We start from the raw sequence: 23232 nt of genomic DNA on the forward strand, positions 1-23232 counted from the left end.
GAATCAGATATCCAATGCCCAGCCGTCCCGGCCCTTGGGATCGAACGGCCTGGTCGGCACATAGCGGACCCTGCCGGCTTCGAGCTTCAGGATCGTCCAGTCGCCGCGCCGGTCGGTCTGTAGCAGAGTGCAACCGCAAGCGGCATAGGCTTCAACCACTTGATCGCGCTGCGTTTCGAGTAGCCCCGCCAGCACGATCGTCGCGCCCGGCGTCGCGACCGCCGCGAGTTCGGGCGCCATCGAGACGAGCGGCCCGGCGAGCACATTGGCGATGATCAGATCATAAGGCGCGGCCGCGGTGATCGCATCGTCGAGCGCGCCGTCGGCGACGATCAGCTCGACGCCGGCAATCGCGTTCGCCTCGGCATTCTCGCGCGTCACGTCGATCGCCATCGGGTCGATATCGGTCGCCATCACCCGCGCCTCGGGCCACAGATGCCGCGCGGCAAAGGCGAGCAGGCCGGTGCCGGTGCCGATATCGATGATATTGGCGAAGCGCCGCTCGGCCATCGCGTCGAGCATCTTCAGACAGCCCGAGGTGGTGGCATGGTGCCCGGTGCCGAACGCGCGCCCGGCATCGATCAGGAAAGCGCGCCCGCCCGCCGGCGGATCGATCGGATGCGCGCTGGTGTGGACGACGAAGCGGCCTTCGCGGATCGGCTCGAGCCCGGCCTGGCTCAACGTCACCCAATCCTCGTCATAGAGCGGCTCGACCAGCGGCGCGACATCGGCCGCGCTCGGCACCAGCGCGCGGATCGCCGCGATCATCGCCGCGTCGGGCTCGGCCTCGCTATAGGCATCGAGCCGCCAGCGCTCGACATCGTCCTCGACTTCCTCGGTCGTCATCAGCACCGCGTCGATCGCGATCTCGGCGGCATCGATCGCCTCGGCCTCGGCGCGCGTGCACGGCAGGGTCAGCCGCCAGCTGTCGATCGTGCGCTCCGCCTCAACGGACATAGCTGGCCCCGTTCACGTCGATCACCGCGCCGGTCATCGACGGCGGTGCGGAGGTCGCGAGATAGGCGACCGCATTGGCGATTTCTTCCGGATCGGCGACGCGCCCGAGCGGGATATCGGCGAGCAATTTATCGCCGCCGCGGCTCGACAGATACTCCTCGGCCATGCCGGTCATGGTGAAACCCGGACAGACCGCGAAAGCGAGGATGCCCTGGGCGGCGTAGCCGCGCGCGATCGACTTGGTCATCGCCACCATGCCCGCCTTGGACGCGGCATAATGCCAGTGCTGGGGACTGTCGCCGCGATAGGCGGCACGGCTGGCGACGTTGACGATCCGGCCGCCCGATTGGCGCTTTTGCCAATGCCGAACCGCGAACCGGCACAATTCGGCGCTCGCGGTCAGGTTGATCCGCATCGTGCGCTCCCAGCCGGCGACCCAGTCGTCGTCACCAAGGTCGATCGGATTGCCCTCGAACACCCCGGCATTGTTGATCACGACGTCGATGCTGCCGAGTTCGGCCAACGCCTTGTCCCACAATTGGCGCGGGCCGGCGGGGTCGGCGAAATCGGCGGCGATGCCGCTCGCGGTGCCGTGCCCGATCAGGCGGATGCCGTCGCCGGCGGAAAGAACCTGCGCGATCGCAGCACCGATGCCGCGGCTGCTGCCGGTCAGGAGGATGTTGGTCATGGGGTCGCGATTACGGGGTGCATCCGCGGCCGGCAATGCCTCCGAGGTGGGGGGCTGATTCAAATTCTTCGCGAGGCCGGGATGGGGTGAGGAGCCAAACCGGACATCGCCTCCAGCCCGGCTTATGGGACGTTCTTTCCCTTCTGATCGATCAGCACGGCTTGTTGCCATCGGCTCGGCGCCTTGTCGGTGCGATGGATGCAGCCGACCCAGCAACAGGGTCGCTTCTTCCCCTCCAGCAATTCTTCGCAGGTTCGCCCGATGCGGCGTTGGCGCGTCGCCGGCTGCTTCGCATCATCGACCCAGCAGATGAACTCGTTGCGACCGATCGGCGTCAGGCCTTCCCACAGCGCAAAGAGTTCGGGATCCGATCGCAGCGCTGCTTGCAGGTCGTCCGCTGCTTCGTGGACAGTGCCGTGCGGAAAAGCGTTCGCCACGAGACCTCCAGCCAATGCCACCGACCGCCCAATTCATCGACGCCGCATAGAGCGGCAGCCTCCGAGCTTGCCTGCTGGATAACGGAATGTCCATGATCGGGTCGTTAACGGTCTGACCGCTCTCGGATCGGGCCTACAGCACGCGAACGTCTGAGACTGGGTGGGAAACGGACATTGACCGCATGGGGTCCGACTGTAGTTTCTCCAGATGTCGACAGCTTACCTCTTCCGCTTTGGCTACGAGTCTCCCCACCAGTTTCGCATCAACCGCGCACTTGGGACCGATGACGAGTCGAGCGCAGCGTTTTGGATCGCAGGTGCGTCTGAACAGGAGGCTGTCAGATGGGGCCAATCTGTAGCCGACCGATTTGTGGCATGGTTGTTCGAGGAGGCTGGCGACGAAGGCTATTCGTGGCATGAAGGCCAGTTCGCGAACTGGATAGAGACAGAGCCAAGCGAGCTGGCAGCATGTCATGCGGCTAAACTGCCTGTCGTTGTGGTAGGCAAGGAGCCATCATTCGAGGCATTGGCAGGCTAATTGCCAACGTCCACAATGGGGTCGTTTGCCAACAGACGGCTTTTCAATTGGTTTCTACCTAGTTTGCCCTAGGTTGGGGGCTCAAATAAGCCGTTGTTCTTAAGGCGTTCCATTTCCATAACCCGTCATCCCAGCGAAAGCTGGGATCTCAAGCGGCATCGCGCCACTGCCAGAGACCAACATCGGGTCGGATCGTCCCCCAGACGATCCTTGAGCATGCGGGGCATGCTCAACCCGATGTTCTTTCGCTGGGGTGACGGGAGGATTCCACGGGGATGACGACAGAATATGAGTCCCCGACCTAGCCCCTCCACCAAGCAACTTTGCGTCTTGGAATCCATCCCGTGCCGGGGAGGGAATTAGCGGATCAGGCCGCCACGCTCGTCGAAAACTGGTCGGCCGCGTCTTTCAGCCCGCCCAGCCGGTCGTCGACATCGCTGACGTCGCTGGCCAGCGCGCCCATTTCGGCGGCGACGGCTTCGGTGTCTTCGCGGATCGTGGCGATGGTGTTCGACATCGAATCGGCGGCAAGCGCGGTTTCGTCGACTGCGGCAGTGATCGCGGTCACCGTCTGCGCCTGCGATTCCATCGCGAACCGGATGCGCGACGCCGATTCCTGCACCTCGGCGACAGTCGCCTTGATGCTGGCATTGGTATCGACGGTCGATCGGGTGGCGGACTGGATCGCGGCGATCTTGGCGGCGATGTCGTCGGTCGCCCGCGCGGTCTGGTTGGCCAGGCTCTTCACTTCCTGTGCGACCACCGCGAAGCCACGCCCGGCATCGCCGGCGCGCGCAGCTTCGATCGTGGCGTTGAGCGCGAGCAGATTGGTCTGACCGGCAATGTCGCGAATCAGCCCCAGGATCGATTCGATCGACTTGGCGTGATCGCTGAGCGCACCGCTGGTCTCGACCGCCTGGCCAGCCTGCGAGCTGGCGCGGGTGGCGATTTCGGCCGCCGCTTCGACTTCGGTCCGGGCATCCTCGATCGCGCGGATCAGTCCAGCGGCGGTCTGCGCCGCCTCGCGCATCGCCACCGCCGATTGTTCGGCCGCGGCCGCCACTTCGGCGGTCTTGTCGAGCATGCCTTGCGCCGAATTGGAGGTGCGCGCCGCCTGGCCGCGAATCTTGTTGCCGAGTTGCGCGGTGCCTTCGATCGACGCCGCGATCGATTCGCGGAATTTGTGCGAACTTTCCAGCCGCGCTTCCTGCGCGCGCGTGCTGACCAGATGGCTGATATAGCTCGTCAGCAAATGCGTCTCGACCAGGGACACGCGCTGCATCACATCGGCATAACGCGCCATGCGCACGCCATCCTGGGCGCACGCTTCCCCGATGATGCGCAACGTCGCCTGGTGCGCCGCGGCCAGCGAGGAGAGCAACGGCGCGAGCGGGACGCCGGCCTGGTCGGCGTCGCGGGCATGCGCGCAGGCCATCGCTTTCCAGTCGCGGCCGAGCGGATGCTCGAACTTGGCGCGCATATAGACGACGCTGCCGGCGATCTGCGCGTCGAACTTCTCCGGCGTGTAATAAGCGCGGACGTGCGCGGTCGCGGGATGCGCGACATAATGATCCCAGAAGACGCGGCAGATGCTCTCATAATGCGGTTCGACGATCGGCACGATTTCCGCGCAGATCGGCGCGACCTGACCATCCCAGTCGAACGGCGGCAGGTCGCGCTTGAGCGCCTGGCGCAATTCGTCGGGCCAAACGACCGACGGAGTTTCTCCCACGTTATCCTCTCCTGGATTCATGCCGCTACCTTGGCGACGAAGTCGCTGGCGCTGGCTTTGAGCTGCCCGAGCTGACCGTCGAGCGAATCGAATCCCTTGCCGACGCCGTCGATTTCGTTGGCGACGGCTTCGGTGTCCTCGCGGATCGTGGCGATGGTGTTCGACATCGAATCGGCGGCAAGCGCGGTTTCGTCGACCGCGGCAGTGATCGCGGTCACCGTCTGCGCCTGCGCTTCCATCGCGAAGCGGATGCGGTTGGCGCTTTCCTGCACTTCGGCGACGGTGGTCTTGATCGATGCATTGGTATCGACGGTCGATCGGGTGGCGGACTGGATCGCGGCGATCTTGGCGGCGATATCGTCGGTCGCGCGCGCGGTCTGGTTGGCCAGGCTCTTCACTTCCTGCGCCACCACCGCGAAGCCGCGGCCGGCGTCACCGGCGCGCGCCGCCTCGATCGTCGCGTTGAGCGCGAGCAAATTGGTCTGGCCGGCAATGTCGCGAATCAGCCCCAGGATCGATTCGATCGACTTGGCGTGATCGCTGAGCGCACCGCTGGTCTCGACCGCCTGGCCAGCCTGCGAGCTGGCGCGGGTGGCGATCTCGGCCGCCGCTTCGACTTCGGTCCGGGCATCCTCGATCGCGCGGATCAGGCCCGCCGCGGTCTGTGCCGCCTCGCGCATCGCCACGGCCGATTGCTCGGCCGCGGCCGCGACTTCGGCGGTCTTGTCGATCATGCCGCGCGCCGATCCCGAACTGCGAGCAGCCTGGTCGCGCAACGTCGCGCCTTCGCTGGTCGCGCGCTCGACCATCGCGGCGATGCCGTCGCGGAATTCGACCGACAGCCGGTCGCGCGCGCCCTGTGCCCGATGCTCGCGATAGGAATTATAGATATCGACGGTGATCTCGCCCTCGAGCGCGGAGAGCCGCATCAGGGTGTCGAGCAGCATCGGCAGGCGGGGATCGTCGCGATCGATTCGTGCCACCATCACGCCCAACGCGGCGCGGTCGCTGGCGGAGATCATCGACAGCAATGCCATTGGCGACACATCGGCGGAAAACGCCGCGGCGACCGAGCGCTCGATCGACTCGACCCAGGCGCGGCCCGACGTGTCGAGGAAGCGGTTGCGCAGAAAGTCGCAGCCGATGTCGATCATCTTCTGCGTCTCGTGCGTCGCCCAGATCCGCTCGTCGGCGAAGCACCGCAGCCATTGCTGCCAATAAGCTTCGGAAATAGCGTGGATTTCTGGCTCGAGCACGGCCCAGGCCTCGCGGCTCGACGAGGCCAGCGTGCCGTCGAAGTCGAACACCCTCAACCGCGCGCGAAGGTCGATCTTCGCGGCGATGGCGCCGGGGACGGGCAAGTCATGCGTGCTCAACGATTTTTCTCCGCCTTACCGGCCGCTGGGAGGAATTAGCCGGTCGGACGCCAGAGCTAGCGCGTACTTGGTTAAGGCAGGGTTAGGATGGGGGAGGGGGAGATACCACCAGATTGGATCTATCTGCCCTCTCCCGTTCACGGGAGAGGGTTGGGTGAGGGTCTTCTTTCTTCTAAAATCCTGCGCATGCGACCCGTCCGCCGTCAGATAAGCGAACACGCCTCCCAACTCCGCCGCGACCGAACCGACGCGGAGGAAAAGTTCTGGCAAGCCGCCCGCAACCGCCAGATCGACGGGTTCAAATTCCGCTTCCAGCACAGCCTGCTGCCGTACATCGCCGACTTCGCCTGCTTGGAGGCGATGTTGATCGTCGAGATCGATGGCGGGCAACATAGCGAAGCACGTGACGCCAAGCGGACGGCCTTCCTCGAATCCGAAGGTTTCGAGATTCTCCGCTTCTGGAACAATGACGTTTTGAGCAACTTGGACGGCGTTATTCACGTCCTCCGCGAGGCGCTGATCCGGCGGACCAAAGAAGAATAAGAAGACCCTCACCCTCCCACCGCTTCGCGGCGGGCCCCTCCCTCTCCCGCACGCGGGAGAGGGGAAATAGTCCGCTTTCATCGCAACGAGTCCCATTTGCCCTCTCCCGCTTGCGGGAGAGGGTTGGGTGAGGGTCTTCTTCTTTCTCCTTCTTTCTTCTTTCTCATCCATCCGATCGAAGAATTAGGAAGAGCGCGAGAGAGGGGATTTAGGTGCTAGCCCCACCCTTGCATCCCGACGCTCCGGGGCTAAGAGGGCGCAGCGCTTTCGCAGGGGACTTTACTTGGCCACGCCGTCCAAACCCGACCGCCCGATTTCGCCCCACCTGACGCATTATCGGTGGGGTCCGCACATGCTGGTGTCGATCCTTCACCGCGCCACCGGCGACGGTCTCGCCATCGTCGGCGGATTGCTGTTCACTTGCTGGCTGGCGGCGCTTGGCGGCGGCAAGGAAAGCTACGACTGGTTCGTGTCGTGGTTCTCGGGCGGCTATTGGAGCATCCTGGGCTATGTGCTCGGCGTCGGGCTCAGCTGGTCGCTGTTCCAGCATATGATGAGCGGCATCCGGCACTTCTTCCTCGATGCCGGCGCCGGCTATGAGCTCAAGACCAACAAGACCGGATCGATCCTGACGATCGTCTTCTCGATCCTCATCACTCTTCTGTTCTGGGGCGTGCTGCTCAAGGACGTCATCCTCGGAGTCGCCAAATAATGGGCCAGGGCACCGAACTCGGCCGCGTTCGCGGTCTCGGCAGCGCCAAGGAAGGCGCGCATCATTGGTGGCGCCAGCGCATCACCGCGGGATCGAACCTGTTCCTGTTGATCTGGTTCATGATCTCGCTAACCCGGCTCGGCGGGTTCGATTTTGAGACCGTCCATGCCTGGATCGCCTCGGCCTGGGTCGCGGTACCGCTTATCCTGCTGGTCATCTCGACCTGCTGGCATGCGCGGCTAGGGCTGCAGGTGCTGATCGAAGACTATCAGCACGACGAAAGCCGCGTCGTGACGATCGTCCTGATCGAATTCTTCCTCGCGGTGATCGCGGTCACCGCCATTTTCTCGATCCTGCGCGCGGCGCTGGCGGGGGCGTAATGAGCGACAGCTACAAGATCATCGATCACACCTATGACGCCGTCGTGGTGGGCGCGGGCGGCTCCGGCCTGCGCGCGACCATGGGCGTCGCCGAAAGCGGCCTCAAGACCGCCTGCATCACCAAGGTGTTCCCGACCCGCAGCCACACCGTCGCGGCACAGGGCGGCATCGCCGCCAGCCTGGGCAATATGGGTCCCGATCACTGGACCTGGCACATGTTCGACACCGTCAAAGGCTCGGACTGGCTCGGCGACCAGGATGCGATCGAGTACATGGTGCGCGAGGCCCCGGCCGCGGTCTACGAACTCGAACATGCCGGCGTGCCGTTCAGCCGGACCGATGCGGGCAAGATCTATCAGCGCCCGTTCGGCGGCATGATGCAGAATATGGGCGAAGGCCCGCCCGCGCAGCGCACCTGCGCCGCGGCCGACCGCACCGGCCATGCCATGCTCCACGCGCTCTATCAGCAGAGCCTGAAGTACGACGCCGATTTCTACATCGAATATTTCGCGCTCGACCTGATCATGGAAGGCGGCGAGTGCAAGGGCGTGATCGCGCTCTGCATGGAAGACGGCTCGATCCACCGCTTCCGCAGCCATGCCACCGTGCTGGCGACCGGCGGCTATGGCCGCGTCTATCAATCGGCGACCAGCGCCCATACCTGCACCGGCGACGGCGGCGGCATGGTGCTGCGTGCCGGGCTCCCCTTGCAGGACATGGAGTTCGTCCAGTTCCACCCGACCGGCATCTACGGCGCGGGCGTGCTGATCACCGAAGGCGCGCGCGGTGAGGGCGGTTACCTGACCAATTCCGAAGGCGAGCGTTTCATGGAACGCTATGCTCCCTCGGCCAAGGACCTGGCCAGCCGCGACGTCGTCGCGCGCTCGATGGCCGCCGAGATCCGCGAAGGGCGCGGCGTCGGCGCCAACAAGGACCATATCTACCTGCATCTGGATCATATCGATCCCAAGGTGCTGCACGAACGGCTGCCCGGCATCACCGAGACCGGCAAGATCTTCGCCGGCGTCGACCTGACGCGCCAGCCGCTGCCGGTCACGCCGACCGTCCATTACAATATGGGCGGTATCCCGACCAATTATCATGGCGAGGTCGTCCATCTGAAGGACGGCGATCCCGATGCGGTCGTCCCCGGCCTGTTCGCGGTCGGCGAAGCGGCCTGCGTCTCGGTCCATGGCGCCAATCGCCTGGGCTCGAATTCGCTGATCGACCTGGTCGTGTTCGGCCGTGCCACCGGCAAGCGCATCGCCGAGATCATCCGCAAGGATTCGAAGCACGGCACCGTCGTGACCGCCGCCGACGACCAGGCGATCGAACGGCTCGACCATTTCCGCAACGCCAAGGGCGCCAAGCCGACCGCGGAGATCCGCGCCGACATGCAGCGCACGATGCAGAAGCATTGCGCCGTGTTCCGCGACACCGCGTTGCTCGACGAAGGCGTCGGGCATATGGACGTGGTCTACAAATCGCTCGCCGATGTCGCCATCACCGACCGCTCGCTGATCTGGAACACCGATCTGGTCGAGACGCTCGAGCTCGATAATCTGCTCGGCCAGGCCGTCGTCACCATCCGCGGCGCATCGAACCGAAAAGAGAGCCGCGGCGCACACATGCACGAGGATTTCCCCGAGCGCGACGACAAGAATTGGATGAAGCACACCATCGCGACGTTCGACGGCTGGGGCGGCAAGGGCGGCAGCGTGACGCTCGATTACCGCCCGGTCCACGACTACACGCTGACCGACGATATCGACTATATCAAGCCGAAGAAGCGGGTTTACTGATGCGCAAAAGCCCTCTCCCGTTTACGGGAGAGGGTTGGGTGAGGGTCTTCTTTCTTCTTCCATGCGTGTGTCGAAACAGAAGAAGACAGAAGACCCTCACCTTCCCACCGCCTTACGGCGGCGGGCCCCTCCCTCTCCCGCAGGCGGGAGAGGGGTTCACAGGCCAACGCCATATCTCCGCGCTGGCGTCCACCACTCCGCGGGTCTAGGAAATGCTCGCCTTGCCGCCCCCTGCTCTATCCTTCGGAGAGTCGTCCATGCGCCTGCCGCTTCGCCTTCTTCCCCTTTCGCTCGCCCTGATCGCGGTGCCCGCCGTCGCGGCGCTGTCGACCGGTGCCGCCGCGCCCGATTTCACCACGCGCGGCGCGATCAACGGCAAGGTGTTCCGCCTGCATCTGGCCGATCAGCTCAAGAAGGGGCCGGTCGTGCTCTACTTCTTCCCGGCCGCCTACACGTCGGGCTGCAATGCCGAAGCGCACGAATTCTCCGAACATATCGACGAGTTCAAGGCCGCCGGCGCGACGGTGATCGGCATGTCGACCGACGCGGTGCCGACCCTGGTCAAATTCTCGACCGAGAAATGCGCCGGCAAATTCCCGGTGGCGAGCGCGGGGCCGCGCATCGTCAGCGCCTATGACGTCGCGCTCGGCAAGCAGTTCACCGATCCCAAGACCGGCAAGGCGCGCGACATCACCAACCGCACCAGCTACGTGATCGGCCGCGACGGCAAGATCAGGTTCGTCCATTCGGACCTGTCGTACGTCGACCACGTCAAACTGACGCTGGATGCGGTCAAGGCGCTTAAATAGGGCCTTTGCAGCTTCGCTGAGACGGTGCCGTCGTTGTCACAAAGACGGATAGGTAGTCACACGCAACGGCTACCTATCCGATAGCTTCGCAAACGCGATCTTAGCCTATCGCGGCTAGGACTTTGCCATCGCCCAGGTGCGATTTTGGCAAGGGAGCGGACGGTGGCGAGCGCCGTAGAAAATTCATCCAAGGCATCGGATCGGCTCTATGCCGCGATCGGCGAATTCCTCGCGCGGCACCGCCTGAGCGTCGATCCGGCGCATTACGCCTTTGCCCACAAAGTGTTGAGCGACCCACGCGGGCCGCTGGCCGCCGCCGTCGCGCGGATCACCGATGGCGGCGTGCGGCTGAGCTCGCGCGATATCGAGGAGCTTGGCGGCAGGGCGGTGATGGGAGCCCCGGCGACCGCGGGCGGCGATTCGGCGCCCACTCTCTCCTCGCCGCCGCAGCTTACCGTCGTCGCCGACAACACCAAGACCCAGTCGCTGGTCGCGCGCGCGCAGATGCAAGTCGAGGATTTCGGCGACACGGTGCGGGCGATGCATGCCGATGCGCGCGGGTTCGGCCAGGATCTGCGCGCCTCGCGCGACGCGATCCGCGACGCGCGCGATGCCCGCGACGGCAGTGCGATCGATGAGGTCGTGCGCATGGCGAGTTCGATGCTCGACCGCGTCTCGTCGGCCGAGGCCAGATTGCAGGAAGCGACCCACGAGGCCGACCGGCTGCGCCACGAACTCGAGCAAGCACGCGACGATGCGCGCCGCGACCCGCTGACCGGCCTGCCCAATCGCCGTGCGTTCGAGGACGCCTATGCCGCCGCGGTCGCCGACCACGCCAATATCTGCGTCGCGATCTGCGACGTCGACAAGTTCAAGTCGGTCAACGACCGGTTCGGCCATGCGGTCGGCGATCGCGTGCTCAAGGCGATCGCGGAGGCACTGCGTGTGGGCTGCGACGAGCATCTCGTCGCGCGTTATGGTGGCGAGGAATTCGTCGTGATGTTCACCGGGCTGGCCCCGGCCGACGCGCTGTCGACGCTGGAGGGCGCGCGCGCCGCGGTCGCCGCCAAGCGCTATCGCCTGCGCGAAACCGACGCGCCGCTGGGCGCCGTCACTTTCTCCGCCGGCCTGACTCCGGTCGCGCCGGAGGACACGATCGGCTCCGCCATGGGCCGCGCCGACCGCCTGCTCTACGCCGCCAAGGAAGATGGCCGCAATTGTATCCAATCGGATCGGTAATATTCACCGACATATAGCGAAAAGTGCGATTTCATTGCGGTAAAAACCGCCATTGCGCGCTTTCTGAAAATACGAATCCAGCATTATCAATAGCTTATAAAACTGGCACGCTCCCTGCAATTCAGTCGGCATGGTCGTCGGATGGTCCGATAGCCATCCACAAATAGGGAGTTAAGATCATGTCGGTTCGTTTCGCTTCGGCTCAGCAGGTTGCGGTTTCGGTGTTCAGCGCGCTCGTCTGCACCATGGTTCTCGTCAACGCCGCCACCTCGTTCGTCCCGGTCGCCTGACCGGGACACACCCCTTCGCGGCGAGCGGGAGGGGGAGGCAAGCCAGCTCGCCAACCGGCGGCCGCGATAGGGCGGCCGCGCCGGGGCCGGGAAACAGCCCCTTCTTTTTATCTAGCGTCCGAGCAGGAAGGTCAGCGGAATATCGACCCGCGCCTGCCACGCGCGTTCGCTATGTTCGGCGCCGGGAAACGCCCGGCTGACCCAGCCACCGCCGCGCGGTCCGGCCGCCGCGTCGAGCTTGTGCTGGAACGGCTCGATCGATCCGTCATTGGTCCCGGTGCCGTAATCGAAATAGAGCCGCGCGGTCCTGGGCGGCAAATGCGCCTCGAACCAGCGTTCGGCGAACCCGTCGCCGATCGGCCACGAGGTCGACAGGCACGCCGCCGCGCCGAACATTTTGGGATAGCGCGTCACCGCATAGGCCGAGATCAGCCCGCCCATGCTCGACCCCATCAGCATGGTGTTTTGGGGGCCGTGTAACGTGCGATAGCGGCGATCGATCAGCGGCTTGAGCTCGGTCGCGAGGAAATTGACGTACGCGTCGCCGACGATCCTGGCACGTTCGACCGGCAGCTTCTTGAACAGGTCGGCCGAGGCCGGATCGCCCTTCGCCCCCAGCGCTGGCACCGCGGCTTGCGGCATATATTCGCCCAGCCGATTGTCGGTGTTCCACACCGCGACCAGGATCGCCGGCCGCACTTTGTTGGCCGCGATCAGCCGGTCGAGCGCGCGATGCACTTCCCAGCTCTTGCCCGAAAAGGGCGACGGCGTGTCGTACACATTCTGCCCGTCGTGGAGGTAGAGCACGGGGTAGCGTTGCCTGGAGGTCGCGTAACCGGGCGGCAGCCAGATCTGCACCGTCCGCGCGGGGACGAACTTGGACTGAACGGTAATTGGCGGTTGCAGCCCGTCGGTAGGATCGGCGAGGGCTGGGGCGGCGACAAGTGCCAGGACGACGGCTAACAGGAAGCGGATCATGCCCGCATTGACCGCGTAACCGCTGCTTGCGTCAACCTATTCCGCCGCCAGCGCTTCCTGCCGTTCCTGCGCCTGGCGTGCCCACATATCGGCATAGAGGCCGTCCTTGCGCAGCAGCTCGGCATGCGTGCCGCGCTCGGCGACCAGGCCGTTGTCGAGCACGACGATCTGGTCGGCATGGACCACGGTCGACAGGCGATGGGCGATGACGATCGTCGTGCGCCCGCGCTCGATCGCCTGGAGCGTGCCGAGGATCTCGGCCTCGGTGCGGCTGTCCAGCGCGCTGGTCGCCTCGTCGAGGATCAGGATCGGCGGGTCCTTGAGCAGGGTGCGGGCGATCGCCACGCGCTGTTTCTCGCCGCCCGACAATTTCAGGCCGCGTTCGCCGACCCGCGTCTCGTACTGGTCGGGCTGGCGCTCGATGAAGCCGGCGATCGCCGCGCCCTTGGCGGCGCGCACGATCTCCTCTTCGCCAGCGCCTTCGCGGCCATAAGCGATATTGTAGCCGATCGTGTCGTTGAACAGCACCGTGTCCTGCGGGACGATGCCGATCGCGGCGCGCAGGCTGGCTTGCGTGACCGTGCTGATATCCTGGCCGTCGATCGTGACCCGCCCGCCGGTCAGATCGTAGAAACGGTACATCAGCCGCGCGAGCGTCGACTTGCCCGCGCCCGATGGTCCGACCACCGCGAGCGTCTTGCCCGCCGGAATATCGAGATCGATGCCCTTCAGGATGTCGCGGCCCGGGTCGTAGCCGAAATGCACGTCCTCGAACCGGATATGGCCGCGGTCGATATTGAGCGGCAGCGCGCCGGGCGCGTCGACGATTTCGGCGCCGGTATCGAGCAGGTCGAACATCGCCGCCATGTCGACCACGCCCTGGCGGATGGTGCGATAGACCATGCCGAGCAGGTCGAGCGGGCGGAACAATTGGGTCAGCAAGGTCGAGACGAACACGACGTCGCCGGGTGAGAAGCGGCCGTGCGCCCAACCCCAGGCGATGAACACCATGCCGCCGCCGAGCATCAAATTGGTGACCAGGGCCTGGCCGATATTGAGCCAGGCCAGGCTGTTCTCGCTCTTGACCGCGGCATTGGCATAGGCGCCGACCGCGGCCTCGTAACGCCTCGCTTCGCGTTCCTCGGCGCCGAAATATTTGACCGTCTCGAAGTTGAGCAGCGAGTCGACCGCGTGCGCCACGGCGCCGGTGTCGAGATCGTTCATCCGCGTGCGCAGTGCATTGCGCCAATCGGTCACGATGCGCGTGAACCCGATATAGACGACGATCATCACCAACGTCGCCACGTCGAGCCACAAGCCGAAATTCGACCAGAAAATCTGCATGACGAAACAGAGTTCGAGCAGGGTCGGCGCGATGTTGAACAGCAGGAAATAGAGCATCGTGTCGATGCTCTTGGTGCCGCGCTCGACGACCTTGGTCACCGCCCCGGTGCGGCGCTCGAGATGGAAGCGCAGCGACAGTCGATGGAGGTGGCGGAAGACGGTGGCGGCAAGCTGCCGGGTCGCCTCCTGGCCGACGCGCTCGAATACGACGTTGCGCAGATTGTCGAACACGACGCCCGACAGGCGCCCGGCGGCATAGCCGATCACCATCAGCATGACGAACTGCGGGACGTTGGCGACGCCCCAATCGTTGCGTCCCGACATCGCATTGACCGCGTAGCGAAGCGCATAGGCCGTGACATAGACCTGCACCACCTTCGACAGGACGACGAAGGTCATCGCGATGACGATGCGTATCTTGAGCCCCGGCGCATCGGCGGGCCACAGATAAGGGAGGAAGCGCCGAAGCGTCGGGATCAGCGGGCGATCCTTGGTCGGCGGGAGTTCGGTGGGCGGCATCGCCGCTTTATGTAGGGTGCCGCGGGCAATCAGGGAACCGTCGTCATGCGCCAGGGATTATAGGCGCGACGGAGGAAGGCATGGGTTCTGTATTCTACGTCATCGCGATCATGGGCTGCGGCGATGGCCAGACGCAATGCGCGCAGCAGCGGATCGAGCCGGTCCGTTATTATAGCGCGGCGCAATGCCGGGCAGCGATGCCGGCGGCGCTGATCCGCAACACCGATATCGACTATCCGACCATCACCGCGGCGTGCCGCCAGGTCGGCCAGTCGATGGCGGACAATAGCAAGGCGCAAGCGCGCCGCAGCTAAGCTGGCGCGGACTTCACCGCACCGGTAATGATGGCCCAGGCATAGGCCAGGGGACATCATGCGCAGGATTATCGGGACCATTATCGGGCTGGTGCTCGCCATCGCGCTGATCGATGGTGCGTGGGAGCTCGCCGAACGCTGGTTCCCCGCCGCGATCCCGGCCGACGCCAGCGACCGGGAGATGCTTGCGCGCTTCGTCATGGCGATGCCGCTCGCCGGCCAGGCGATCATCGCCGCGGGCTGGCTGCTCGCCGGTCTGGTTGGCGCGTTTGCGGCGCTGCGGATCGGCCAATGGCGGCCCGGCGGATGGATCGTCGCTCTCGTACTGGTCGCCGACGGCGTCTGGAACCTGACCCAGCTGACCCAACCTTTGTGGTTACAGGGTGCCACCCTGATCCTGCCCATCGCCGGTATGTGGCTCGCCGAGTGGCATTTTCACCGCGCGCGGCCGGGCGATCCCTTAATCAGCTAATTCCACGTCCGCACCGCGGCGGATCGGCAGCGACCAGCGGATCTGGTCGCGCAGCATGGCCTCGAGATCATCGGCACCGACATTGTGCGCGGCGGCGCGCTTCCTGAGCAAGGTCAGCAACAGCCCCGCGCGCGTCGGCGGCGGTGCCGGCTCGGCGCGGCCACGCTGCAGGGTACGCGCGAACTTTACGGACAACAGGGTCATATTGGGTAAGTTAGGCTGCCCGGCTTGCAGAGTCCTGACCGGACACCCTTTACGCACCGCTAACCACGTGGCCGCGCCCACAAATCCGGATCGCGCGGCGCCGCGGGATAGAGCCGGTTGCGCTGCACGGCCTGACCGAGCGCCCGCGCGATCCAACCGATCTTGGCGGCGGCCGAGGTGCCGGCGCGATGGTCCCAGGCATGGTCGCCGCGCGCGACCACTTCGCGCCCGATCGCGCCATAGATGCCTGCTGCCGCCAGCACGGCCCAGGCCGATCGAAGGCCGAGCCGCCGCGTGCCGACGCGCGCGCTCGCCTCGAACGCCGCCGCGCGCTCGACCAGGCGCCGCGCCAGGACCGTCAGACGGGGGCGGAAGGGCGGCTTCATATGCTGGCCGGGCGGCATGTCCATCTCGACCAGCCATTCCTCGGGCAGGTAACAGCGCCCGCCGCGGTCATCCTCTTCGATATCGCGCGCGATATTGGACAGCTGGAACGCCATGCCGAGGTCGCAGGCGCGGTCGAGCGTGTCCTCGTCGTCGGGCGACACCCCCATCGCGATCGCCATCATGCAGCCGACCGCGCCGGCGACGTGATAGCAATATCGATAGAGATCGTTTTCGCTGCGCGGTCCCCACTCCTCGAGGTCGAGCCGAAAGCCCTCGATCAGATCATGCGCGAAACGGTGCGGCAGCCGCGTTTCCGCCGCGACGATGCGGAGCGCGTCGAACGCCGGATCGCCGACTGTCTCGCCGGCCAGCGCGGCGTCGGTCAGCCGGCGAATCAGCGCGAGCCGCGCCGCGGGATCGGGGACGGCGGACAAATCACGGCCAAATTCCTGTCCGTCGGCGAGGTCGTCGCAGCGCCGGCACCAGGCGTAGAGCAGCCAGGCATGCTCGCGGGTCTTGCGGTCGAACAGCAAGGAGGCGGCGGCGAAACTCTTCGATCCGCGGGCGATTGCTTCGTGCGCCGTGGCGACGATCGCCGCGCGGCCGGGAAGACCGCCGCTCGCGCTCACATTTCCATCCGGTCGCGTCGAACGAAGGATCGGGCGCTCACAGGTCCTTCGCGCCGATCTGTCCGATCGTGGTGGCTGGCTGGAAAGCGGCCATCTTGTCGAGCAAGTCGCCCAATGTGTCCGCGACGATCAGCAGTCCCTGATGCTGCGGCCGGACGAAGCCGACCCGTGCCATCGTCTCCCAGAATTCGATCAGCCCGTCATAATAGCCGTGGAGGTTGAGCAGCCCGACCGGCTTGGCGTGATAGCCGATCTGCGCCCAGCTCAGCGCTTCCCACAATTCGTCCATCGTGCCGGTGCCGCCGGGGAGCGTGACGAACCCGTCCGACAGATCGGTGAACGCCTGTTTGCGCTGGTGCATCGTGCCGACGACATGGAGCTCGGTCAGGCCCTTATGCGCGACCTCGGCAGCGACCAGGGCTTCGGGAATGATCCCGATCACCTCGCCGCCCGCGGCCAGCGCGCTGTCAGCGATCGCGCCCATCAGCCCCAATCGTCCGCCGCCATAGACGACGCCGATCCCGCGCTCGGCGAGTGTGCGGCCGACCTCGCGGGCGTTCTCGACATAGCGGGGGTCGCTTGGGGAAGCGGAGCCGCAGTAAACGGCGAGGCGGTTCATAGATCCTCCCCGTTTACGGGGAGGGGGACCAAGGCGCGCAGCGACTTGGTGGAGGGGGCGGGCCACAAGGGATTCCGAGGAGGATATCCCCCTCCACCACGCGACTTCGTCGCGCGGTCCCCCTCCCCACAAGTGGGGAGGATTTTTTCGATAAAACTCATTTCTGCTCCAGCATCAATTTGGCGGTCGCCTTGGCGCTCATCACCACGCCGGGAATGCCCGCGCCGGGATGCGTGCCGGCGCCGACGAAATAGAGGTTGGGGATATTCGCGTCGCGGTTATGGACGCGGAAATAGGCGGACTGGGTCAGGATCGGCTCAAGGCTGAAGGCGCTGCCGAGATGCGCGTTGAGGTCGTGCGCGAAGTCCGACGGGGCGTAGCTGAATTTGGTGACGATCCGCTCGTGAATGTCGGGGATCAGCCGCGCGCCGATCTCATCGAGGATGCGCTTTTCCAGGATCGGTCCGATCTCCGCCCAGTCGACCGGAAACTTGCCGAGATGCGGCACAGGCGCGAGCGCGTAGAAGGTCGAATGCCCCTCCGGCGCCATCGTGGGATCGGTCACCGTCGGGTGGTGGAGATAGAGCGAGAAATCCTCCGCGAGCACGCCATGGTCGTAAATGTCGGCGAGCAATTCGCGATAGCGTGGGCCGAACAGGATCATGTGGTGCGGGATGCCCGGCCAGCTGCCCGTGACGCCGAAATGGACGACGAACACCGAGGGCGACCAGCGCTTGCGCTCGAGCCGGCCGACGCTGCGCTGCGCGCTGCGCGATCCCGCCAGCAAGTCGCGATAGGAATGCATCACATCGGCATTGGTCGCGACCGCATCGGCCTCGGCCGACCAGCCGCTCGCGGTGGTAACGCCCGTGGCGCGATCGCCGAGCGTCTCGATCCTCGCCACCGGATCGCCGAGCCGCAAGGTGCCGCCCAGCCGCTCGAACAAGGCGACCATGCCCGCGACCAATTTGTTGGTCCCGCCGCGCGCGAACCACACGCCGCCGTCGCGTTCGAGCTTGTGGATCAGCGCATAGAGCGCGCTGGTGGTCATCGGATTGCCGCCGACCAGCAAGGTGTGGAAGCTGAGCGCCTGGCGCAATTTCTCGTTCTTCACGAAGCCCGAGACGATCGAATAGACCGATCGCCACGCCTGATAGCGCATCAGCGCGGGCGCGGCGGCGACCATCTGGCCGAAATCGAGGAACGCGGTCGACCCGAGCTTCTCATAGCCCTCGTGATAGACATGGCCCGAATAATCGAGGAACCGCCGATAGCCGGCGACGTCGTCGGTGTTGAGCCGGGCGATCTCGGCATGGAGCTGGGCGTCGTCGTTCGAATAATCGAAGCTGGTGCCGTCGCGCCAGTTGAGCCGATAGAAAGGCATCACCGGCATCAGATCGACATCGGTGGCGATGTCCTGCCCGGTCAGACCCCATAAGTCGCGCAGCGCCGCGGGATCGGTGATGACGGTCGGCCCGGCGTCGAAGGTGAACCCATCCTTCTCCCAGAAATAGGCGCGGCCGCCGGGCTTGTCGCGCGCTTCGACGATGATCGTCTCGACCCCGGCCGATTGCAGCCGGATGGCGAGGGCGAGCCCGCCGAAGCCGGCGCCGACGACGATCGCGCGCTTCATGCGTGCTGCCTGCGGATCGCCGCGATCGCGCGGCCGACCGGCACCGGCGGCTTGCCGGTCAGGATGCGGGCCTTGTCCATCACGCTCGATCGTCCGGCATAGAACCGTCCTATAAGGCCCGGACCCAGCCGGTAAAAGCGTTCGAGAATGCGGTAGCGCTCTTCGGGTTCGGCGGCGCGGAACAGCATCGCGTCGAGCGTACGGTAAAAAGCGCGGTCGGCCCAGGCGCCGCTCGCCATGCCATAGGTCAGATCGTACAAAGCCGGGGTCGACAGATCGCTCACCGTGGCGATCCGCGCCGCCAGCCGCACCGCATCGGGCAGCGAATAGCCGGTGGTCGGGTGGAACAGCCCGGCGCGCAGCCCGGCCTTGGGCACCCTGACCCCGCCGGCACGCCAGAACGCCTCGAAATCGCCGCCGATCGCGACCGGCAACGCCCCGCTTTCCTCGCGCGATACCGCCTCGGTCACCCAGCCGCGGCCAAGCGCATAATCGTGGATGCGGTCGACCAGGGCATCGCGATCGATCGCCGGCGTATCGCTGTAATAGGTGTCCTCGACGAACATCCGCGTCGCGGTGAAGGGCAAAGAATAGACGAAGCGATAGCCATCGATCTGCTCGACGGTCGCATCCATGATCGTCGGCCGCGTCACCTCATGCGGTTCGCTCAGCAGCAATTCGCGCCCGACGAATTTCTGCCAGCCGAGGTCGAGCGATGACATGTCGCCCGGACCGCGCGCGTCGATAATCCCCTTGGCCTCGATCCGGTCGCCGTCCGCCAGCACCACCGCGGTCGTGCCGACGGCCAGCGCTTTCTGCGCGATCAGCTGGCCCGGCGCGAGGCTCGAGCGCACCACGCGGTCGAAACGCTCGGACTCGATCGAATAATAACTGGTCGGCAGCGTCCGGGCATGCGCCGGAAAGGCGACCTCGTAGCCGCGCCAGCCATAGGAGACGAGTGGTGCTGCGAGCCAGCGATCCTCTTTGGCGACGTCGCGGTCGAAAAACGACCAGACATGGTCGCCGCCGATATGCGGGCTCGCCTCGATCAGCCTGAGGTCGAGGTCGGGACGCTTCCTGCGCAGCGCGAGCGCGATCAGGCCGCCCGCCAATCCTCCGCCGACAATCGCAAGGTCACAGTCAACTTGGCCTGCCATGACGAATCGCTACCCGTTTTGGTCGGGAGCGCAACCCATGGAACGAGACGTTTGAGCCCTGCGGACGAATCCCCTGTGGAAAGATCGTCCTCAGCGACTGTTTGAAAACTCGCGGTAGAGCGAGTTTTAGGACGGTGCCGGCCCGCTCCCCACCCGACCTCCCAATCAGGRTATTCTATGGGAGGTCGGGTGGGGGAGCGGGCCCAGCCATCGAGGCTCAGCCCGGCATATTCGGTCCAGTTGAGCACCGCGAGCAGATAGGCGTCGGCGACCGAAAAGCTGTCGAGCAGATAGTTACGCCCGGTCAGATGCGTTTCGAGCAGGCCGAACCTCTTCTCGATCAGCTGCCGCGACCAGTCGCGCGCACCCTCGGTCGAGCTCCGCGACATCAGCGGTGCGAACACGCCCTTGTGGATTTCGGTCGAGATGAAGTTGAGCCATTTGGTCAGCTCGTAGCGCTCGCGAGTATAGGGCGCCGGCGCCAGCACGCCCTCGGCGGCGAGGTCGGCGATATAGGTCAGCACCGCCGGGCCCTCGGTCAGCGTCACGCTGCCAGCTTCCATCGCCGGGACGTAGCCCATCGGACTGATATCGGTGAAGGCACGGCCATCGGGCAGCGCGCCATCCGGCACGACCTGAACGAAATCGGCATCCAATTCGGCTTCGTTGATCGCGATGCGAGTCGCCAGGCTGCACGCGAACGGGATGAAATAGAGTTTCATGACAGTCCTCCTGGGGCTTGTTTATTTTTGTACTAATCCGCATAAATGTATCCCGCGTCAAGGATTGTTTGCGAGTTGGTACAAAAATCAAACACGACACCGCGGCGGCGTGGCCGGCCGCGCGGCTTCGATACCGGGGAAGTGCTGGGCGCCGCCACCGAGCGCTTTCGCACGCGCGGTTATGCCGGAACCTCGCTCGACGATCTGGTCGACGCGACCGGACTGCAGCGCCCCAGCCTCTACGCCGCGTTCGGCGACAAGCGCGCGCTCTATCTGGCGACGCTCGAGCGCACGATCGAGCGCGCCGGGGCTGCCTTCGATCAGTTGATCGCGGCCGATCTGCCGCTCAAGCCCAGCCTGAAGGTGATGTTCCGCGCGGTGATCGAGGGCTTCCTGACCGGGGAGACCGGGCCGTCGGGCTGCATCATGGTATCGACCTCCGCCACCAGCGCGGTCGACGATGCCGAGATTCGCGCCCGGCTGGCGGCGTTCGTCAAACTAGAGGACGGCAAGATCGAGGAGTTGCTGATCGCGCGCGGCGATCCGCGCGCCGCGATGCATGCGCGCATCGCAACCTCGGTGATCCATTCGCTCAGCGTGCGCGCCCGCGCCGGCGCGACACGCGAGGAACTCGAGGCACTGGCGGCGGATTGCGTGGAATTGATCGCCGGGTGACGGCGGTCGATCCTTCGCCTAGCGTCGGGGCGTGATCCGCCATCCCCTTACCGTCGATCRCCGCGCCTTGGTCGCGGCGATCGGCGCCATCGTCCTGTTCGCCGCGATCGAAATCGCCTGGGGCCGCCCGCCACTCTGTCCGTGCGGCCATATCGCTCTATGGGCCGGCGATCCCAACAGTCCGGAGAACAGCCAGCAACTCAGCGACTGGTATTCGCTCAGCCACATCATCCACGGCTTCCTGTTCTACGGGTTGCTCTGGTCGATCCTGCCCGGACGGCTGCGCCTCTGGGCGCTGCCGCTCGCGGTGCTGATCGAGGGCGGTTGGGAATTGCTCGAAAATTCGCCGATCATCATCGACCGCTATCGCGCGGCGACCATCGCCGTGGGCTATTCGGGGGATTCTATCCTCAATTCGATGAGCGACATCGTCATGATGATGCTCGGCTTCGCGATCGCGCGGCGGTTGCCGCCATGGGCGACGGTCGCGCTGGCGATCTTCTTCGAGCTGCTCGCCCTGGCGGTGATCCGCGACAATTTGACGCTCAACGTACTGATGCTCGCCTGGCCGATCGACGCGGTCCGGACGTGGCAGGCGGGCGGGTAGCAACGTCCTGGCCGTCGCGGCGCTTGACTAGGGTGCGAAGCCGTCATCCATCCATTGCTTGTACTGTGCGATGCGATCGGCGCTCCACGGCTGGCCCGGCGGCATGCGCGGCGGGGCGACACCGGTCAGATGATCGTGCACCGACCGAGCATTGGCGTGGTCGGCATAACCATCATCCCCATCGGGATCGGTCATATAGCCGACATTGCCGAGGAACACGCCGTGTCCGTTCATGCAATTGATGTCGTTCGGCGTGAACAGCGGCTTGATATCCGCAGTATAAGAAAGGGTCATTTCTTCATCGCCTTCGGTTGCGCGCGAGTCAACGACCAGACGAAGTCGAACTGGACGTATTTCGACGATCCATTGGGCTGTTTGAACCAAGTGGGATCGACCGGTCCGACATAGCCGTCGCCATTCGGCTTGAAGATGTCGAGCGCCCTTCCCGTAGCCGCAACCGTCGCCCGTGAATGGCAGGTGATGCATGATGACGTTTTTTGAAACGGCCCCTCGGGCTGTGAATTCGCGAGCAATGTGGCCCCTCCTCGAGAGGTCGCAAAGTCGACTTGCGTACCGCGCAAGCGATAATTCGCCCACGCAGTTCCCTCGAGGCCCATTCCGGCGGGCACCCTGTTGCAATCGGGCTTTTGTCCCTTGCAACCGAAGGTATCGTTGGATGGCAATTCCCATTTCGCGTTGTTGGGCAGGGTGGGATTGTCGACATGTTCGAATGTCGCCCAAAACCAATTGGGCAGATCCTTCGAAATGACGTGCAATGCGGTCAGACCAAAGATCGAGGTGGTGCCGTCGCTGTTGCGCACCTCGGTCCAATGATAGCGCGGCTTGTCGGCGGCCGTGATTGCCCGCCATTGTGCTTTGATCTCCTTGGCGGCCGGTGGGAAGGTGATGGTCAGGTCGCCTCTTTTGGCGAGTGCTCGCTGGCCGTCGAGGTTGAAGAGATCGTTGGTGGTGATGAACTCATATGCCGCGCGGTTCATGCGCGTCTCATTCCCTCCCTGCGGCGACGTTTGCGGATCGAAGAACAGCTTCTGCTTACCAAGCATGGCGTCGCGGAGTTGTAGCTGTCGCGCTCGTGTATCAAATTCGCGGAAACTCCTGATCGCCGGCTTGGTACCCCCGCTCCACGGACCGGGGTCGGCGCCGTCGACGAGAAAGACTTCGTTGGCGTTCTTCCAGCTTTCCCAGACCGTGTCGCCTGTGCTGCCGAGCGGTTTGGCCGAGTCGGCTATCCCTGGCGCGGCGCTTGCCGGCCAATTCAGGGCGACGAATAGCCTCCAGGCATATTGGTCCGGATCGGAGATCGCCATGGCGCTGTCCTGTGGCTCCACCCAAGGCTGCGCCGACTGAGCTTGCGGCAGCGTAGGGGGCTCCGCGCGAAGCGTCGCCGATGCCGAAACGAGGGTTGCAGCGGACAAAAGGATAATGCTTCGCATAACTATCGTTCCTGA

At 65.0% G+C, this 23232-nt stretch carries 25 protein-coding genes; 10 read left to right on the forward strand and 15 right to left on the reverse strand.

What is annotated here, in order from left to right; all coding sequences use genetic code 11:
- Window positions 1-3: 3 nt before the first annotated feature.
- The 5 genes from AC1DSD_RS19255 to AC1DSD_RS19275 form a co-directional block, all read right to left on the reverse strand.
- Window positions 4-957 carry a 50S ribosomal protein L11 methyltransferase gene (locus AC1DSD_RS19255; RefSeq protein ID WP_478032361.1) on the reverse strand — a complete coding sequence of 318 codons (954 nt, stop codon included), beginning with the start codon at window positions 955-957 and terminating at the stop codon, window positions 4-6.
- Entirely contained in the window at window positions 947-1645 is a 699-nt protein-coding gene (locus tag AC1DSD_RS19260) for an SDR family NAD(P)-dependent oxidoreductase (RefSeq protein WP_478032363.1), read from the reverse strand. Before AC1DSD_RS19260 ends, AC1DSD_RS19255 begins: the two co-directional genes overlap by 11 nt.
- A gap of 122 nt (window positions 1646-1767) precedes the next feature.
- Window positions 1768-2082 (reverse strand): YdeI/OmpD-associated family protein, encoded by a 315-nt coding sequence (locus AC1DSD_RS19265; RefSeq protein ID WP_478032364.1) that lies wholly within the window; start codon window positions 2080-2082, stop codon window positions 1768-1770.
- Window positions 2083-2987: 905 nt separating this feature from the next.
- Complete coding sequence (locus AC1DSD_RS19270) at window positions 2988-4352, reverse strand: methyl-accepting chemotaxis protein (protein WP_478032366.1); 1365 nt, start codon at window positions 4350-4352, stop codon at window positions 2988-2990.
- Window positions 4353-4369: 17 nt separating this feature from the next.
- Window positions 4370-5713: a methyl-accepting chemotaxis protein gene (locus AC1DSD_RS19275; RefSeq protein ID WP_478032540.1), complete on the reverse strand. Its 1344-nt coding sequence runs from the start codon at window positions 5711-5713 to the stop codon at window positions 4370-4372.
- 165 nt (window positions 5714-5878) lie between these two features.
- On the opposite strand from AC1DSD_RS19275, the gene AC1DSD_RS19280 reads away from it, so the two are divergent.
- From AC1DSD_RS19280 to AC1DSD_RS19305, 6 genes are all read left to right on the forward strand, one after another.
- Window positions 5879-6271, forward strand: a complete 393-nt coding sequence (locus tag AC1DSD_RS19280) for an endonuclease domain-containing protein (protein ID WP_478032367.1) — start codon at window positions 5879-5881, stop codon at window positions 6269-6271.
- A gap of 352 nt (window positions 6272-6623) precedes the next feature.
- On the forward strand, window positions 6624-6983 hold the full coding sequence (gene sdhC / locus AC1DSD_RS19285) for a succinate dehydrogenase, cytochrome b556 subunit (protein ID WP_478032369.1): 360 nt from the start codon (window positions 6624-6626) through the stop codon (window positions 6981-6983).
- On the forward strand, window positions 6983-7363 hold the full coding sequence (sdhD, locus tag AC1DSD_RS19290) for a succinate dehydrogenase, hydrophobic membrane anchor protein (RefSeq protein WP_478032370.1): 381 nt from the start codon (window positions 6983-6985) through the stop codon (window positions 7361-7363). The genes sdhC and sdhD overlap by 1 nt, the downstream gene beginning before the upstream one ends.
- Window positions 7363-9165, forward strand: coding sequence for a succinate dehydrogenase flavoprotein subunit (gene sdhA / locus AC1DSD_RS19295; RefSeq protein WP_478032371.1), 1803 nt, complete (start codon window positions 7363-7365; stop codon window positions 9163-9165). The genes sdhD and sdhA overlap by 1 nt, the downstream gene beginning before the upstream one ends.
- Before the next feature lie 257 nt (window positions 9166-9422).
- Entirely contained in the window at window positions 9423-9974 is a 552-nt protein-coding gene (locus tag AC1DSD_RS19300) for a peroxiredoxin (RefSeq protein ID WP_478032372.1), read from the forward strand.
- Between the two features lie 162 nt (window positions 9975-10136).
- Entirely contained in the window at window positions 10137-11213 is a 1077-nt protein-coding gene (locus tag AC1DSD_RS19305; RefSeq protein ID WP_478032373.1) for a GGDEF domain-containing protein, read from the forward strand.
- A gap of 401 nt (window positions 11214-11614) precedes the next feature.
- Here AC1DSD_RS19305 and AC1DSD_RS19310 read toward each other — a convergent pair whose 3' ends face one another.
- Together AC1DSD_RS19310 and AC1DSD_RS19315 are read right to left on the reverse strand one after the other, a co-directional pair.
- Window positions 11615-12481: an alpha/beta hydrolase gene (locus AC1DSD_RS19310; protein WP_478032374.1), complete on the reverse strand. Its 867-nt coding sequence runs from the start codon at window positions 12479-12481 to the stop codon at window positions 11615-11617.
- 36 nt (window positions 12482-12517) lie between these two features.
- Window positions 12518-14344: an ABCB family ABC transporter ATP-binding protein/permease gene (locus AC1DSD_RS19315; protein WP_478032376.1), complete on the reverse strand. Its 1827-nt coding sequence runs from the start codon at window positions 14342-14344 to the stop codon at window positions 12518-12520.
- Window positions 14345-14424: 80 nt separating this feature from the next.
- On the opposite strand from AC1DSD_RS19315, the gene AC1DSD_RS19320 reads away from it, so the two are divergent.
- Both AC1DSD_RS19320 and AC1DSD_RS19325 read left to right on the forward strand, forming a co-directional pair.
- The gene (locus tag AC1DSD_RS19320) at window positions 14425-14658 is read left to right on the forward strand and encodes a hypothetical protein (protein ID WP_066827762.1); all 234 of its coding nucleotides are present in this window, start codon (window positions 14425-14427) and stop codon (window positions 14656-14658) included.
- Window positions 14659-14716: 58 nt separating this feature from the next.
- Window positions 14717-15130, forward strand: a complete 414-nt coding sequence (locus AC1DSD_RS19325) for a hypothetical protein (protein ID WP_478032377.1) — start codon at window positions 14717-14719, stop codon at window positions 15128-15130.
- On the opposite strand, the gene AC1DSD_RS19330 is transcribed toward AC1DSD_RS19325, so the two are convergent.
- The 6 genes from AC1DSD_RS19330 to AC1DSD_RS19355 form a co-directional block, all read right to left on the reverse strand.
- A complete protein-coding gene (locus tag AC1DSD_RS19330; protein ID WP_478032378.1) occupies window positions 15119-15334 on the reverse strand; it encodes a hypothetical protein in 216 nt (71 codons plus the stop codon). The two genes, AC1DSD_RS19325 and AC1DSD_RS19330, sit on opposite strands and share 12 nt — an antisense overlap.
- A 59-nt stretch (window positions 15335-15393) precedes the next feature.
- Window positions 15394-16350 (reverse strand): phytoene/squalene synthase family protein, encoded by a 957-nt coding sequence (locus tag AC1DSD_RS19335; protein WP_478032380.1) that lies wholly within the window; start codon window positions 16348-16350, stop codon window positions 15394-15396.
- 37 nt (window positions 16351-16387) lie between these two features.
- On the reverse strand, window positions 16388-16969 hold the full coding sequence (locus AC1DSD_RS19340) for an LOG family protein (protein WP_478032381.1): 582 nt from the start codon (window positions 16967-16969) through the stop codon (window positions 16388-16390).
- Between the two features lie 157 nt (window positions 16970-17126).
- On the reverse strand, window positions 17127-18602 hold the full coding sequence (locus tag AC1DSD_RS19345) for a phytoene desaturase (protein ID WP_478032382.1): 1476 nt from the start codon (window positions 18600-18602) through the stop codon (window positions 17127-17129).
- On the reverse strand, window positions 18599-19759 hold the full coding sequence (gene crtY, locus AC1DSD_RS19350; RefSeq protein WP_478032383.1) for a lycopene beta-cyclase CrtY: 1161 nt from the start codon (window positions 19757-19759) through the stop codon (window positions 18599-18601). Before crtY ends, AC1DSD_RS19345 begins: the two co-directional genes overlap by 4 nt.
- Window positions 19699-20481 carry a glutathione S-transferase family protein gene (locus AC1DSD_RS19355; protein WP_478032384.1) on the reverse strand — a complete coding sequence of 261 codons (783 nt, stop codon included), beginning with the start codon at window positions 20479-20481 and terminating at the stop codon, window positions 19699-19701. The genes crtY and AC1DSD_RS19355 overlap by 61 nt, the downstream gene beginning before the upstream one ends.
- 75 nt (window positions 20482-20556) lie before the next feature.
- Here AC1DSD_RS19355 and AC1DSD_RS19360 point away from each other — a divergent pair, with 75 nt between their 5' ends.
- Both AC1DSD_RS19360 and AC1DSD_RS19365 read left to right on the forward strand, forming a co-directional pair.
- On the forward strand, window positions 20557-21156 hold the full coding sequence (locus AC1DSD_RS19360) for a TetR/AcrR family transcriptional regulator (protein WP_478032385.1): 600 nt from the start codon (window positions 20557-20559) through the stop codon (window positions 21154-21156).
- Between the two features lie 34 nt (window positions 21157-21190).
- Window positions 21191-21763 (forward strand): DUF2585 domain-containing protein, encoded by a 573-nt coding sequence (locus AC1DSD_RS19365; protein ID WP_478032541.1) that lies wholly within the window; start codon window positions 21191-21193, stop codon window positions 21761-21763.
- Between the two features lie 27 nt (window positions 21764-21790).
- Here the strand turns inward: AC1DSD_RS19365 and AC1DSD_RS19370 are convergent, their stop codons facing one another.
- Window positions 21791-22057, reverse strand: a complete 267-nt coding sequence (locus AC1DSD_RS19370) for a hypothetical protein (protein ID WP_478032386.1) — start codon at window positions 22055-22057, stop codon at window positions 21791-21793.
- Window positions 22054-23217 (reverse strand): hypothetical protein, encoded by a 1164-nt coding sequence (locus AC1DSD_RS19375; RefSeq protein ID WP_478032387.1) that lies wholly within the window; start codon window positions 23215-23217, stop codon window positions 22054-22056. The genes AC1DSD_RS19370 and AC1DSD_RS19375 overlap by 4 nt, the downstream gene beginning before the upstream one ends.
- Window positions 23218-23232 lie beyond the last annotated feature (15 nt).

It is taken from the genome of Sphingomonas sp. P4_D12, from assembly GCF_056401895.1.

Coding starts and splice junctions, on each gene's coding strand:
- AC1DSD_RS19255 (WP_478032361.1), bottom strand. CDS start 957: ATGTCCGTTGAGGCGGAGCGCACGATCGACAGCTGGCGGCTGACCCTG.
- AC1DSD_RS19260 (WP_478032363.1), bottom strand. CDS start 1,645: ATGACCAACATCCTCCTGACCGGCAGCAGCCGCGGCATCGGTGCTGCG.
- sdhC (WP_478032369.1), top strand. CDS start 6,624: ATGCTGGTGTCGATCCTTCACCGCGCCACCGGCGACGGTCTCGCCATC.
- sdhD (WP_478032370.1), top strand. CDS start 6,983: ATGGGCCAGGGCACCGAACTCGGCCGCGTTCGCGGTCTCGGCAGCGCC.
- sdhA (WP_478032371.1), top strand. CDS start 7,363: ATGAGCGACAGCTACAAGATCATCGATCACACCTATGACGCCGTCGTG.
- AC1DSD_RS19300 (WP_478032372.1), top strand. CDS start 9,423: ATGCGCCTGCCGCTTCGCCTTCTTCCCCTTTCGCTCGCCCTGATCGCG.
- AC1DSD_RS19310 (WP_478032374.1), bottom strand. CDS start 12,481: ATGATCCGCTTCCTGTTAGCCGTCGTCCTGGCACTTGTCGCCGCCCCA.
- AC1DSD_RS19315 (WP_478032376.1), bottom strand. CDS start 14,344: ATGCCGCCCACCGAACTCCCGCCGACCAAGGATCGCCCGCTGATCCCG.
- AC1DSD_RS19320 (WP_066827762.1), top strand. CDS start 14,425: ATGGGTTCTGTATTCTACGTCATCGCGATCATGGGCTGCGGCGATGGC.
- AC1DSD_RS19325 (WP_478032377.1), top strand. CDS start 14,717: ATGCGCAGGATTATCGGGACCATTATCGGGCTGGTGCTCGCCATCGCG.
- AC1DSD_RS19330 (WP_478032378.1), bottom strand. CDS start 15,334: ATGACCCTGTTGTCCGTAAAGTTCGCGCGTACCCTGCAGCGTGGCCGC.
- AC1DSD_RS19340 (WP_478032381.1), bottom strand. CDS start 16,969: ATGAACCGCCTCGCCGTTTACTGCGGCTCCGCTTCCCCAAGCGACCCC.
- AC1DSD_RS19345 (WP_478032382.1), bottom strand. CDS start 18,602: ATGAAGCGCGCGATCGTCGTCGGCGCCGGCTTCGGCGGGCTCGCCCTC.
- crtY (WP_478032383.1), bottom strand. CDS start 19,759: ATGGCAGGCCAAGTTGACTGTGACCTTGCGATTGTCGGCGGAGGATTG.
- AC1DSD_RS19370 (WP_478032386.1), bottom strand. CDS start 22,057: ATGACCCTTTCTTATACTGCGGATATCAAGCCGCTGTTCACGCCGAAC.
- AC1DSD_RS19375 (WP_478032387.1), bottom strand. CDS start 23,217: ATGCGAAGCATTATCCTTTTGTCCGCTGCAACCCTCGTTTCGGCATCG.